This is a genomic window from Streptomyces sp. ME19-01-6, assembly GCF_033793745.1.
Lineage (GTDB): Bacteria > Actinomycetota > Actinomycetes > Streptomycetales > Streptomycetaceae > Streptomyces.
This window is the reverse complement of the sequence record NZ_JARAXF010000004.1, coordinates 337,709-351,312: the sequence shown is the minus strand read 5'-3', so window position 1 is coordinate 351,312 and position 13,604 is coordinate 337,709. Positions and strand designations below refer to the sequence as shown.

8 protein-coding genes are annotated in these 13,604 nt (G+C 72.6%); 2 read left to right on the top strand and 6 right to left on the bottom strand.

Going from position 1 to position 13,604, the window contains the following annotated elements; translation table 11 throughout:
* Window positions 1–121: 121 nt before the first annotated feature.
* Window positions 122–871 (bottom strand): GOLPH3/VPS74 family protein, encoded by a 750-nt coding sequence (locus PV419_RS11550; protein WP_319687875.1) that lies wholly within the window; start codon window positions 869–871, stop codon window positions 122–124.
* A gap of 558 nt (window positions 872–1,429) precedes the next feature.
* Between PV419_RS11550 and PV419_RS11545 the strand changes: the two genes are divergently transcribed.
* Complete coding sequence (locus PV419_RS11545; protein WP_415925286.1) at window positions 1,430–3,313, top strand: D-alanyl-D-alanine carboxypeptidase; 1,884 nt, start codon at window positions 1,430–1,432, stop codon at window positions 3,311–3,313.
* Between the two features lie 244 nt (window positions 3,314–3,557).
* Entirely contained in the window at window positions 3,558–5,531 is a 1,974-nt protein-coding gene (locus PV419_RS11540) for an MFS transporter (RefSeq protein WP_319687873.1), read from the top strand.
* Between the two features lie 71 nt (window positions 5,532–5,602).
* On the opposite strand, the gene PV419_RS11535 is transcribed toward PV419_RS11540, so the two are convergent.
* From PV419_RS11535 to PV419_RS11515, 5 genes are all read right to left on the bottom strand, one after another.
* Window positions 5,603–6,919, bottom strand: a complete 1,317-nt coding sequence (locus PV419_RS11535) for an ABC transporter substrate-binding protein (RefSeq protein WP_319687872.1) — start codon at window positions 6,917–6,919, stop codon at window positions 5,603–5,605.
* Window positions 6,916–7,881, bottom strand: coding sequence for a hypothetical protein (locus tag PV419_RS11530; RefSeq protein ID WP_319687871.1), 966 nt, complete (start codon window positions 7,879–7,881; stop codon window positions 6,916–6,918). The genes PV419_RS11535 and PV419_RS11530 overlap by 4 nt, the downstream gene beginning before the upstream one ends.
* Window positions 7,878–9,467: a VWA domain-containing protein gene (locus PV419_RS11525; protein WP_319687870.1), complete on the bottom strand. Its 1,590-nt coding sequence runs from the start codon at window positions 9,465–9,467 to the stop codon at window positions 7,878–7,880. Before PV419_RS11525 ends, PV419_RS11530 begins: the two co-directional genes overlap by 4 nt.
* Before the next feature lie 12 nt (window positions 9,468–9,479).
* Window positions 9,480–11,825 carry a serine/threonine-protein kinase gene (locus PV419_RS11520; RefSeq protein ID WP_319687869.1) on the bottom strand — a complete coding sequence of 782 codons (2,346 nt, stop codon included), beginning with the start codon at window positions 11,823–11,825 and terminating at the stop codon, window positions 9,480–9,482.
* Window positions 11,826–11,889: 64 nt separating this feature from the next.
* Window positions 11,890–13,602: a serine protease gene (locus PV419_RS11515; protein ID WP_319687868.1), complete on the bottom strand. Its 1,713-nt coding sequence runs from the start codon at window positions 13,600–13,602 to the stop codon at window positions 11,890–11,892.
* Window positions 13,603–13,604: the final 2 nt, after the last annotated feature.

The window sequence follows — 13,604 nt, the reverse complement described above, 5'->3', positions numbered from 1 at the left end:
TGGGCCGACCGGTCCTCGGGGGGACGGGCCGGCCCACCGCCCCGCGCTTCAGCGGCTCCCGAACCGGGTCGGTGGGGACTGTGTGGTGCGGTCGGTCGGGTGGAGCGGGTGCGAGCTGTGCTCAGCGCGCTCCGACGCGGGCCATGCTTCCGCGGCGGGACGGCTGTGCCGGAACTCCGGACGCGGGCACCGCGGCCCGTGCCCCCGGCTGGCGGCCTGGTGCGGCCGGTGCGCGCCGTGGCTGCGCCGCGACACCGTTCTGCACGTCCATGACAGCGTGCGCCACGAGTCCGCCCATGGGGTCGTGCCTGATCAGATCCCGGAGCCTGGAGCGCGAGGAGCGCCCCTCGTTCCCGGGATACAGGTGCTTGCCGAGTCCGACCGCGTGGGCCAGGGCGGCGAGCGCCGCGGTCCGCGGGTCCGGCGGCACGCCGGTACGGATCGCGGTATCCAGCCGGGCCTTGATTTCCCGGCTGATCGCCGTCTCCGTCGCCTGGTAGCGAGTCGTCGGCAGTACCCCGCACATCTGGCCCTCCACGGCATGCACCATGCCGCAGCGCTCCAGATGCGTGAGATACGTCTGGCGCAGCCCCAGTCGGGGCCCGCCGATCCAGTGGACCGCGCGGACCGGGCTGCCGCGGCGGCGCAGCAGCTCCAGCGCGGAGTCCAGTGTCGGATCTCCGGTCGGCCGTGGCAGCACCACGGCGATACGATCCCCGTCAGGGGCTATCCGTCCGGCCAGAGCCAGCTCTACTAGCTGGGCTCCGGCAAGACCGAGGTCGAGCGACTGCGGCTGCGCCGTGGTTCCCGTGGTCGGGTCCAAGGCGAGCAGCAGAAGCTCCTCCGGAATTGTTCTGCGGCTCCTGCCCATCCATGCCTCCCCGCGTGGATGAATGACAGGGTGACCCCTCTCACATTGGTCTGTCGAGAGTGCCTGGGGGATTTGATATGGAACCGATAGGTATGTCTTTCTCGTCTATCGGGTGGGCGGCCCGCTGAAGGCACTCTGTCAGGGTGCCGTGGCGCGGCGGCACTCGGGGCACACAGGACACTGGTAGATGGTTCGGGCGGCGGGACGCGAGACCGAAGGCGGCGCGCGTCCCGCAAAACGTATTACAAGGAGGCATCGGTGGCGGGCGAGTCCCCCGACAAGTCGGAGCAGCAGAAGTCGTCGGGGGAGACGACTCGCGGCGAGCGCGATCCACGGCTCTCGGTCTTCCGCGAAGGGGAGGCCGGGGGCGGTAGGTCGGCGGTCGCCGTCGCGGACGAGGACCCGGAGGCGGGGGAAGAAGCGGAAGCGGAATCGGAATCTGATGTTCGCGAAAGCGAATCCGAATCCGATGATTCTGTTGAACCCGGCAAATCGGGCGACGATACCCAATCTCCGGATGAATCGGATGAGGAGTCGGCTGAGGGGTCGGCCGAGGAGTTGGCCGATGAGTCGTCGGACGAGCCGGTGGATCGGCCTACGGCCGCGTTCGGCGTGCTGCGGCAGAAGGAAGCTCCTCGGTGGGCTCAAAAGGCCGATAAAGCGGATGATTCCGTCGACACAGAGGAAAAAGCCGACGAGTCCGGCAAAGCGGATAAGGTCGACAAAGAGGGAAATAAGGGCGACGAGCCCGCCACTGGTACGGGCATCGACCAGCCGACCGCGGTGTTCAAGACCATCAAGGCCCCTGCCGCGGACAAGCCCGCCGAGGGCAAGGCGGCCGACGCGAAGCCCGCTGAAGACAAGCCCGCCGATAAGCCTGCCGATAAGCCCGCCGAGAAGGACGAGAAGAAGGACGAGAAGAAGGCCCCCGGCGTCGAGCGCCCCGAAAGCGGGCATCTCCCCGCGGCAGCCGAGGGAGCCGCGGAGCGCACCAGCCGCTTCGTACCGCTGAGGTCGGCCGACGCCCCGCCCGCCCGGCCCCCGGCGCGCCCTTCCGCGCCGGCTGCGCTGCCCGAGTCGGAGCGGACGAAGCAGCAGCCGCTGCCCGAGTCGGAGCGGACCAAGCAGCAGCCGCTGCCGCCCGTCGGCCAGCCCGCGCCGCTCGACCTGCTGGCGCAGCTGACCAACACGCCGCCCCCGGCGGAGACCCCGATGCGGACCGCCGTGCGGCGGGTCAAGATCTGGACGCCGCTCGTGGCGCTCCTCATCGTCGTCCTCGGCGTGGTGCAGGCGGTGCGGCCGCTGCCGGAACCGCAGCTGAAGCTGACCGAGGCCACGTACGCCTTCGACGGCTCCAAGCTGTCGCTCCCCTGGCCGGACCAGGGGCAGTCCGCGGTCGAGGTGGAGGGCGTGGGCAGCCTGGGCACCTCCGGGGCGCAGAAGCAGGTGCCCATCGCCAGTGTCACGAAGGTGATGACGGCGTACGTCATCCTCAAGGGCCACCCGCTCAAGGCGTCCGAGACGGGCCCGACCATCAAGATCGACGCCCAGGCGGGCAAGGAGTCGGGCTCCGAGGACGAGTCGCGGGTCCAGGTGGACGAGGGCCAGACGTACAACCAGCTCCAGATGCTCCAGATGCTCCTCATTCCGTCCGGGAACAACATCGCCCGGCAACTGGCCCGCTGGGACTCGGGGTCGGAGGAGTCGTTCGTGAAGAAGATGAACGACGCCGCCAAGGACCTGGGGATGAAGAACACCGTCTACACCGACCCCAGCGGCTTCAAGGCGACCACCAAGAGCACCGCGTCCGATCAGCTCAAGCTGGCCAGAGCGGCGATGCAGAGCGAGGCGTTCCGGGCGGTCGTGGCGACGCCCAACGTCAGGATTCCCGGCCTCAAGGTCCCCAACAGCACGCTCTACAACAACAACAATCTGCTGGTGAAGCCCGGTGTGATCGGCATCAAGACCGGGTCGAGCACCCCGGCCGGCGGTGCGCTGATGTGGGGCGCGGAGCGGACCATCGACGGCAAGAAGCGGCTGATCCTCGGCGTCGTCCTGGAGCAGCGGGCCCCCGGCATCCTGCAGAACAGCCTGGATCTGGTGCAGGAGAACAGCTACAAGCTGATCACCGCGGTGCAGGACGGCCTCACCTCCGCCACGGTGGCGAAGAAGGGCGATGTCGTCGGCCACGTCGACGACGGCCTGGGCGGCACGACCCCGGTCATCGCGACCAAGGACCTGACGGCGGTCGGCTGGGGCGGCCTCGAGGTGGACCTCGAGCTGACCGACGGCGGCAAGAGCGTGCCGCACTCGGCCAAGGCGGGCACGGTCGTCGGCCAGCTGGCCGTGGGCAGCGGCGCGGGTCGGGTGAAGGTGCCGGTCGCGCTGCAGAAGGACCTGTCCGAGCCGTCGTTCGGCTCGAAGCTGGTCCGGATCGCCTGATCCGGCGTAAGACACCGCCTGGCGCGGTGACCCGGCGTGTGGCGCGCCGGGTCACCGGTCAGCCGTATGTAGCAAGTTGTCCACAGCACCCCCTGCCGCCTGCCCTGAAGGCCTTTTGGGGCCCTTCGCGTGCTAGCGTCGCCTGCGCCTCCGGTCCCGGTCCTGCCGTAACGAACCGGGGTGAATCGGTACAAGGTTGAAGGAACATGGGGGCAGACCTCCGGGGAAGACGGGGAGAGCCGCAGTGACCACCGTGGATCCGACACGGGCCGAAAACAGCGGGAGTTCCGAGGAGAACACCGCGGCGCGAATAAGACTGCCCACGCAGCGCTGGCCCGCCGAGGGCCCGGACGCAGCGGAGGGCGTAAGCCCCGCCGAGGACGCGAGTCCGCCGGCGGGTACCGACCCGGCCGAGGGCGCGGGTCCGGCGCCGGCGCGCGGCGGTGCGGAGGGGGAGCAGGCGCTCGGCCGGGCGCGGCGCGTCTGGCGCTACCTGTGCCATCCCGTGCCCGCCGCCCTGGCCGTCGCCGGGGTGCTGCACGTGCTGTGGGTGGCGCTGCTGGCGAACAGCGGCGGCGACCTGGCCGCGCAGGACGCGTGGGCGGAGTTCGTGCTCCAGCACCCCGACTCGGCGTACAACCTCGCCTGGTACGGCGGGATGCACCCGGTCTCGTACAGCGTCATCTCGCCCTATCTGATGGCGGTCCTCGGCGTCCGTACCACGATGATGATCGCGGGGACGCTGTCCGCCGGGCTGCTCGCGCTGCTGCTGGTGCGCAGCCGTGTGGTACGCCGTCCGCTGTGGCCGGCCCTGTACGGCACGTTCGCGCTGATCTGCAACGCGATCTCGGGCCGGGTGACGTTCGGGCTCGGCGCGATGTTCGGTCTGGGTGCCGTGGCGGTCATCTTCGCGTGGCCCACCAAGTGGCGGTCCCGGCGCTGGCACCACAAGGTCGCGCGGGCCCTGCTGGCCGCTCTGCTGTCCGCGCTCGCGACCATGTCCAGCCCGGTGGCCGGGCTGTTCATCGGGATCGTGGCCGCCGCGCTGTGGCTGACCCGGCGCCATCCGGCCTCCTACGCGCTCGGCATCACGCCGGTGATCGTGGTCGGGCTGTCGGCCTGGCTGTTCCCGTTCTCCGGCGAGCAGCCGATGACCTGGCCGTCGACGATCCTGCCGGGCCTGACCGGCCTCGGGGTCTTCCTGTTCGCGCCGCGTGGCTGGCGGACCGTCCGGGTGGGCGGCGCGCTGTACGCGGCCGGGGTGGTGCTGACCTGGCTGATCCCCTCCCAGATCGGCACCAACATCTCCCGCCTCGGCATGATCTTCGGCGGGGTGGTGCTGATCGCCGCGCTGACCAACCGCCGGGTGCCGCCGCGCGAGAAGCGGCTCACCACGCGCCCGGGGCGGATGTGGACCGCGCTCGTGCTGTGCCTCGTGACGGTCACGGTGTGGCAGGGCGTCAAGACGGGCGACGACGTCATCCACACCACCCCCTCGGCATCCTGGGCGCGCGAGCTGGCGCCGCTGGTCCACCACCTGAAGCAGGTGAAGGCCGATCGGGGCCGGGTCGAGGTGGTGCCGGTGCGCAGCCACCGCGAGTCCTCGGCGCTCCCCCAGTACGTCAACCTGGCCCGGGGCTGGACCCGGCAGGCGGACATGGAGCGCAACCCGCTCTTCTACAAGGACACGCTCAGCGCGGCCGACTACCACGCCTGGCTCAAGCGCATGGCCGTGCACTATGTGGTGCTGCCGGCCGACGAGCCGGACCACGCCGCGACGCTGGAGGCCGAGCTCATCACCAAGGGCCTGCCGTATCTGCGTCAGGTGTGGGGCGACGACAACTGGAAGCTGTACGAGGTCAAGGACCCCACCCCGATCGCCGACCCGCCGGCCACGGTGGAGCGGGCCGGCGCGGACAAGCTGATTCTGAACGTGCGCGCCAAGGGTCCGGTGCTCATCCGCATCCCGTATTCGCCGTGGCTGGGCCTGGTGGACGCCAAGGGCCACAGGATCAAGGCGCCGGAGGCGGAGGAGGACGGCGAGCTGCCGGTGAACCGCAAGGGCTGCCTGACCAAGCAGGTCTTCGAGCCGAGCGAGGAGGGGGACCCGGAGGACGAATGGACCGTGCTGCACGCCCCGCACGCGGGCACCTACCGGATAGCGGGCAAGTACGACCTGCCGCGCGGCACGCCCTGCCCGGACGAGATGGCACCGTAGGCGTACACGTCCGACAAGACTGACAAGGGCGGTCGGCCCGGCCCGGGAACCCCCGGGCCGGGCCGACCCGGTCAACGGCACACCGTCGACGGCCAGGGCTGGTCCGGGCCCTGATCCTGGCCCCCGCTGTGCTCGGTGCTCTGGTGGACCTTCTCCAGGCTGCCCAGCAGCGGGCCCAGGCGCTTGCTCCGCTCCACGTCCGCATAGCTGAGGAACGTCAGGACGGCCCGCTGGAAGGCGAGCCGCATGCGCGGCGGCATGGCGTCGGACGCGTCCAGGCACAGCGAGGAGGACTTGAGCGTCCGCGCGATCGACTGGGCGACCCCGTCGTTCCCCTGGACGGACACGGGCACCTTGCTGTTCGCGGAGAACGGCTTGGCGGAGCGGGGAGGGGTCTTCTCGGCCCAGGCCCGCTGCCCCTCGACCTGGGTGAGATAGCGCATGAGCTGCCGCGCCTGCTCGGTGTGCCCGGTGTTCTTGAACAGCGCGGCGAAGTCCCCGGACACCTCATGCGCCGCGGAGGGTGAGCCGGGCAGCCTGAACAGGTTGGCGGAGTAACTGAACCTGGCCTGGTGGGGGCCGGGGTAGCTGCCGCGGATGAAGGAGCCCTGGTGTTCCAGCGCGCATGACGGGCGCTTCGCGAACAGCTTCTTCCCCGCCGCCCGGAAGTCGGTGCGCAGCGCGGTCTTCGCGGCCGCGCCCGACAAGAGCTCGCCCCAGGTCCGCCACGCCTCCGCGACGAGCGGATCGTCCCACGCCAGCTCGCCCTTGGCCCACCGCTCGTAGACCTCCTTGCCCTGCCGCTGCAGCAGGATGTCCTCGATCCAGTCCGTGCCGGGCCAGCCGGAGGTGGCGCCGTCGCCCATGCCCACGCACCACTGGCGGCTGTCGGCAGCCAGGGCGGGGAGGTCACCGGGGCCGTGGCGGGTGCCGTCGTACCAGACGATGCCCTTCAGGTCGGCCTTGACCGCGACGCCGTAGATCGCCCCGTTCTCCGTCAGCCCGGGCGTCCACAGGGGGTTGTACTCGGCCCGGGGGACCACCTCGTCGAGCTCGGCCAGATAGCCCTTCTTGGCGTAGGCGGCCAGCTCTCCCGAGCTCGGCAGCACGGCGATGTCGGGCGGGGTGCCGGACCGCACCTCGGAGAGCAGCACCTCGCGCAGCGCGGTGGTGCCCTGGTATTCGACGCGGATGTGGTGCTCTTGGGTGAAGGCGTCCAGCACCTGGCGGAAGGCGTCCTCCTCGGAGCCGGTCCAGGAGGCGAGCACGCGGATGGTGCCGCCGGACTGCTGGGCGCCCGCGTCGCCCGTGCCGAGGGCGCACAGGAGCACCAGCCACAGGCCGAGCACGGCGGCGGTGACGTTCCGGGGGCGGGTGGCGGCGCTCATCGGGCCCGGAACCTGTACTCGTCGATGCGCGGCTGCATCCCGACGAAGACGAGCGCGGCGAGGAGCACGCCACCCATCGGTATCCACACCACGGCTCCGGTGCGCCAGTGAGTCTCCGCCATCTTTGTGCTCACCCTCTTGTTGGTGGTGTCGGGGGCCTCGCCGATGTTCGGCTGGCGCAGGCTGGTGCGGGCCTGGGAGAGCCGGTTCTGCGTCTGGTAGGTGAAGACGGCCAGGGTCGGCACCGCGAGGAGCAACAGCCCGGTGGCCACGAGCAGGCAGGGGTTGAACCGGCGGCGGAAGCGGTGGCGCAGAAAGCGCTGGGTGCGCCACAGCAGCACGGCCAGCGCGACAGAGCCCGCCGGGACCAGCACCCACCACGCGAGCGACAGCAGCCAGCCGAAGGAGGTCTGCTGGTTGAGCAGGCGGAGCTGTTTGCCCTGCACCTTCACCAGCCGGGCGAGGATGTCGCTGTCGCCGTCCCGCACCGTCTCGCCCGAGCCGTCGTCGCCCCGGAGCATCGTTTCGGCGTAGCCGAGGTACGCGTCGCGGAGGGCGCCGTTGTCACGGTTGACGTACGCCTGCTGGACGAGGTCGCCGTAGGAGGAGACCAGTCCGGTGATGGTGAGCAGCGACTGGCGGGCCGAGGTGCCCGCGGTGGTGGACTTGAGGGCCTGGGCCAGGGCCTGGTTGGCCGTCGACAGCGTGGTGCGGTAGTCCTCGCCGAGGCCCTCGATGTCGCCGGTGTCGCCGGTGAGGCTGCGCTCCGCGTCGTCGTACGAGTCGTTCAGGGCCACCTCGGCCGCGGCCACCTGCAGTATCGCGGGGGCCGACGCGTCCCGTACGGCCTGGGTGTTGCGGCTGACGCCGTAGTACGCGGTGAACAGCGCGGCCGCGGTGGCGGCCGAGAGCGCCAGCAGCGTCACCAGACGGCGGATCAGGAAGCCGCGGGTGCCGTTCATGCCGCACCGGCCGGGGTGCCGGGGCCGCCGGGGCGCAGGGTGGTGTCGCACTGCTGGCAGAAGGTGGCCGTGGCGGGGGCCACGCGCCCGCAGTTGGGGCACTCGAGGTCGGGGCCGGCGGATGCGGCGGGTGCGGTGGGCACGGCGGGGACGCCGGGGACGGCGAGGTCGATGGCTCCCGGGCCCGGGCCGTGGAAGCGGCTGCTCTCCTCGGACAACACCATGGCCGAGTTCAGGTCGAGCGGCCGGATCCGCTCACGCAGCCGCACCTCGCCCGCCGCGGCGTCCACGATGTCGACCAGTCCCCGCAGCCGGTCCAGCATCTTCTCGTTGCCCAGCTCGTGCGCGAGCCGGACCGCCCGGCCCCAGTGCGTCAGGGCCCGCTGGGGCTCGCCGGCCACATACGCGTCGTAGGCCGCGGTGACGGCGAGGCCCAGGGCGTCGTCCGCGCCGTAGTGCGCGAGCCGGGGGTGGATGCGGGAGGACAGCAGGGGGTCGTCCGTCCAGCGGACCAGGACGGACTGCGCGGCGGGCAGCCGGACGCCGGCCGCACCACCCTCTGACGCACTACCCTCTGGGACTCCGTCCAGCGACAGCTCCACCCAGGCGAGCTCGATCTCCTCGTCCTGCGCGTCGCCCTCCGGGTCGGCGGTCACACACACGTGGTACTCGCGCGCCTCGTCACCCCACGGCCCGCTGCGCCACTCCCAGGTGCGTGCGTCGGGCCGGGCGCCCTCGTCGGTCAGGTCCACCCGGGTCGGGTACACCTGCTTGACCATGCCGACCGCGCCGCCCGCGCGCGTCCGGACCCGGATCCGCAGCGCGGCCAGCGCCCGGGCCATCGAGCCGCGCGTCAGCGCCTCGAACTCGGCCGGCAGATCGGAGTGGTCGAGGACCGCGTCGGCCCGGCCGCGCAGCCGCCGCACGATCTCCTTCAGCTCGGTGGCGTCCCAGCCGTCGCCGATGCCGCGCGCGTCGCAGGTGAAGCACGGGGCGCACGCGTCGAGCACGCGCGCCAGATCGCCGGGGTCCTCGTGCTCGTTCTTGCCGTCGGTCAGCAGCAGGGTGTGCCGGAGCGGGGCGGGCTGCTCGGTGTGGAGGCGGCGGGCGAGGTCGAGCCAGGTGCCGATCGCGGTGCCGCCCAGCGCGGCCAGCTTCATCGCGGCGCGCGCGGCGGCCGCCTTGGTGTCGGGCCCGGCGATGGCCATGCCGCCGGTGGGCGGGTAGACGACCTCGGCCCGCTCGGTGCCCTGGACGACCGCGAAGCGCGTGCCGTCGCGCAGCGCGGAGACGGCGGCCGCGGTGGCCTTGCGGGCCGCCATGATCTTCGTCGGGGGCCAGGCCATCGACCCCGAGCAGTCGATGACGACGACCTCGGAGGCCGCGGCGCGCGCCGCGGCCGGGCCCAGGCCCCGGGCCTCGACCCGGACGATGGCGTGCATCTCGGCGCGGCCCGCGGCGGCCGGGAGGTACTCGTTCTGGTCCACGCGCAGGGTGATGGCGGCGCCGTGGCCCTCGTCCGCGCCGCGGGTCGCCGTTGCCCGATGGGCGCTCGCCCGATCCGTTCCCGCTGTGCCCTCGCTCATCCGATCCCCCTGTCAGACGCGGGTCATGGGCCTGACGGCGTTGGCCCGGTCGACCAGCACCCCCAGGGCCTCGGGGCTGTCCGCCTGCTGGGCCAGGGCCCGCAGGGCCTTTTCGAGGTCGGTGCGCACGGCGGACTCCTCGTCGCGCTTTCCGAACAGCGCCCCGGCCTCCCGCCTGTTCCCGTACCGGAGCACCCAGTCGAGCACGGCCTCCCACACCTCGGCGGTGAGCCGCTCGCGGGCGTGGCCCGAGGCCCGTCCGTCGTCCAGATACAGCCGCGGCAGCCGGGTCAGCACCTCCGCGAAGTCCGCCTCGGTCGGCAGCCGGTCCGGGTGGCCCAGCCGGCCGGCCAGCACCCGCACCGTGGCGATCTGGGCGGCGTCGTGGTGGCGCGAGACCTTCGGCACCCCGCCGAGGACGTCGACCGCTCCGGTGCGGTCGCCCGCGGCGAGCCGCAGCCGGGCCAGGCCGAAGGCGGCGCTGCCCTGGGAGCGGTTGCGCTGCCAGACCGCCTGGTAGAACCGCTCGGCGGCGCCGTGGTCGCCCAGGTGCTCGGCGCAGTACCCGAGGGCGAGCTTGGGCGCGGACTCCCCGGGCAGCGCCCCGTACACCGCGTCGAACTCGCGCCGGGCCTCCTGTACGGCGCCCTCGGCGAGCCGCACCAGCGCGCGGTGCCAGTTGAGCCGCCAGTCGTACGGCGCGGCGTCACCGCCGATGATCCGCTCGGCGGCCCTCACCTGGGCGTCCGCCTCGTCCAGCTCGTCGAGCTCCAGGTGGGCGCGGCAGGTGCGGAGCCGTATCTCGGCGGACTCGTGCGGAAAGGCGCCCAACTGCTCGATCAGCCGCCGCGGGCCGCTGTCGGTCGGGGTGTTGAGCAGCGGCGCGCCCGGGTCCTTGGCGTCGGGGAACGGCACCGGCAGTCCGAGCGGCACCTCCTCCGGGCCGGGCCGGCCGTCCGCGAGCACGGGACGGGCCTCCCCGGTCAGCCAGCGCTCCAGGCCGGGGATCCGGCCGAGCCCGGAGTCGAGCAGGGCCGCGGTCGGGGCGAACAGCGTGGAGGGCTCGGGCTGCTCCCGCTCCAGCCGCAGCGAATGGATCTCGCGGAGCACCCCGCGCAGCTGCTCGGCCATCTCGCGGGCGGAGCCGAACCGCTGCCGCGGGTCATAGGCCGTGGCGCGGGCCAGGAGCCTGTCGTACGACTCGCGGCCGAGGCCCGGCGGCCGCTGGGCGGCCCGCTTGACCTTGTCGGAGAGGTTCTTCAGCGTCTCCCCGGCCCCGTAGAGGTCATGGAGCTCGGTGGGGAGGGCGCCGCGCTGGACCACCTCGGGGGCGGCGAACTTCTCGGTGATGACGGGTGAGCCGTCCCGCTGCCCCAGCTGGCGGACCGCGCCGAGGTCGATCACCTTGACCCTGCCCTCGTGGTGCATGACATTGCTCGGCTTGAGGTCGCAGTAGACCAGCTTCTCGCCGTGCAGATAGTCCAGCGCGTCGAGGATGAGGGCTCCGTAGGTGAGGATGTGCTGGTAGACGCGCTCCCCGTCGAAGTGCGGGTCGGCCCGGGCGATGTAGTCCCCGATCGTCGAGAGGGTCACGCCCGCGACGAACTCCATCACGATGTAGCCCTGCGGCCGGCCGCTGCCGCGGGCGGGGTGGCGCACGTAGTTGATGATGCTGACGATGCCCGGGTGGTCGAGCATGGTCAGATAGCGGCGCTCCTCGATGGCCGCGCGCTGCGCCGCCTCGTCGTCGTCGTTGATCAGCCCCTTTATGGCCACGGGCTGGCGGTCCAGCTGGGTGTCCTCGGCCAGATAGACCCACCCGAGACCGCCGTACGCCACGCAGCCGGCCACCTCGTACTGGCCGCCCAGCAGATCCCCGGGCCGCAGCTGCGGCGTGAAGTCGAAGGGGTGGCGGCAGTGGTGGCAGACCCCCGCCCAGAGCGCGGGCTGCCCCGCGTACGGCGCGCCCACGGTCTCCTCGCAGCCCCCGCACGGCTGCCCTTGAGGGGGCGGCTGCGGGTCGTCGTCGATCAGGTCGCGGAGAGAGGGGAGCTCGACGGGCGGCAGGTCCATCAGGCCGTCGCCCGCGGGCCGGACGGTGAACTTCCGGGCCACGGCGCGCCGTCGCGCGCGGGCCCCGGTGGCGGTGGACTCGGACTCCAGGATGGCAGAGCCGGAGGCAGAGGCAGCCGCGGAGGCGCCGGGGGAGGAGCTGCCGGGTCCCCGGCCCCGGGCCTTGCGGCCGCACTCCGAGCAGAAGCCCCGGACGTTGATCCGGCCGCGGCCGGCACCGCGGCAGTCGGGCCGGTCGCAGACCGCCGCCCCGCCGCTCGCGCCGCCCCTCGTCCCGTCCGTCATCCTGTCTCCTCCCCGTCCCGGCTCTCTCCGTCCTGCCTCTTCCCGTCCCGCCTCGGGAGCCCGCTCACGGCCTGAACTCGTTGACGGCGCGCACGAACCGGTCGACCGCCTCCTGCGCGGCCGCCACGTCGTACGGCACCGCACGCAGCAGGTCGAAGGCCGCGCGCTGGAGCGGGATCAGCTCGGGGTGCTCGGCCGCGCCCATGGCGCCCAGCCGCACGGCGTAGGGGGCCAGCAGGCTCTCCAGCTCCGGGATGCGCTTCAGCTGCTCCTCGGCCGCGCGCAGCGCCGCCTCCGCGCGGCGCAGAACCGTGGCCACCTCGTGCTCGAAGGCGGCCATCTTGGCGATGATGTGGTGGGTGTGCAGCCCGGGGTCCTCGCGCAGCCTGAGCAGATTGACGCGCAGCACCGCCGCGTTTTGGGCGTACGGCGGGCCCGGGGCGGGGGAGAGGCACGCTCTTCGCTCGACCGCCTCGCGCTCCAGGCCCTCCGCGCGGGTCACCTGCCCGGTCAGCTCGTCCAGCCATGCGTCGATCCGTGCCCGGTCCGGGCGGAACAGCCGCTCGGCCAGGCGCAGGCCCGGCGCCCGCGGATCGCGGAAGACCAGCATCAGCCGGCTGCCCCGGTCGGCGAGGAGCTTCATGAAGTGGACCAGGGCCTCGGGGTCATGGGCCCGGTCGACGCTCACGGCCACGATGGTCAGCGGCACCGCGTTGGCCCGGATCCGGCTGAGTGGTGAGGTGTCGCCGAGCGACTTGAGGTCCATCCGGTCGGCGACCCGCTTGGCCACGTCGGTGTCGGTGCGGCCGGTGACGTCGATGGCCAGGTCCAGGCTGCCGATCGGCGGCACCGTGTTGCGCGGCGCGGCGGACACCGCCTCCTCGGCGCCGCCCCCGGACAGCTCGCGGTCCGCGAGCGTCACGGCCCGGCTGAGCGCCCCGTACCGGTCGCTGTCGTCGTCCTCGATCACGACCGTCTGGACGTCCGCGATCCCATCCCGGCCGGCCAGGCTCTCCCGCCGCAGCCACAGGGCCAGCCGCCGGGCGAAGCCGATGTCCTGGACGCCGTCGGTGAGCGGGGAGACCAGCCGCGGGTCCACACCGGCCTCGCCGCCCACCCAGCGGGCGACCCGAGGCAGGTGCCGGACGATGGTCTCGACGGGGATCATGTACGAAAACCGGCGGCGCTCGGCGCTCGGCACGCTGTCGGAGTCGTCGTAGCGGCTGACCACCATGCCGATGACGTGGTGGGTCTGCTCGTCCTCGACCCCGGCGCCGCTGAAGCCGTACCGCACCACGTCACCGGGCGTCTCCGGGTTCACCTGCACCCACTCCGCGCGCGGGCCGGCGGTGCCCGCGAGGCGGCCCAGGAACCACATCCCGTCGTCGTTGCCGTCGGGGAAGCCGCACATCCGCACCGGCCGCCGGGACACCGGGGGCAGCCGGAACAGCGGCGCCGCGTGCTCGGCGGGCTGAGGGCGGCTCAGCCTCAGCAGCGCCACATCGCCGCAGCTGTCGGCGCGCTGGGGCACCCAGCAGCCCGGGGCGACGCGCGCGGTGACGGGCTCGGCGTCGGGCACGCCGACCAGGTCGACCCGGACCTCCGTGGCGGGAAGCGGCTGCCCGTCCTCGGGGATCACATGGGCGCACGTCAGCACCGTCTCGCTGCCCAGAAGGATTCCGGCGCCCAGGACATCGCCGGTCGTGCTACGGATCCGTACCCGCCAAGCCCCGTCGTGGGTGGGCACATTGGCGGTATTGCCGTTTTCCGCCCCCATGT

Coding starts and splice junctions, on each gene's coding strand:
- PV419_RS11550 (WP_319687875.1), bottom strand. CDS start 871: ATGGGCAGGAGCCGCAGAACAATTCCGGAGGAGCTTCTGCTGCTCGCC.
- PV419_RS11535 (WP_319687872.1), bottom strand. CDS start 6,919: ATGAGCGCCGCCACCCGCCCCCGGAACGTCACCGCCGCCGTGCTCGGC.
- PV419_RS11530 (WP_319687871.1), bottom strand. CDS start 7,881: ATGAACGGCACCCGCGGCTTCCTGATCCGCCGTCTGGTGACGCTGCTG.
- PV419_RS11525 (WP_319687870.1), bottom strand. CDS start 9,467: ATGAGCGAGGGCACAGCGGGAACGGATCGGGCGAGCGCCCATCGGGCA.
- PV419_RS11520 (WP_319687869.1), bottom strand. CDS start 11,825: ATGACGGACGGGACGAGGGGCGGCGCGAGCGGCGGGGCGGCGGTCTGC.
- PV419_RS11515 (WP_319687868.1), bottom strand. CDS start 13,602: ATGGGGGCGGAAAACGGCAATACCGCCAATGTGCCCACCCACGACGGG.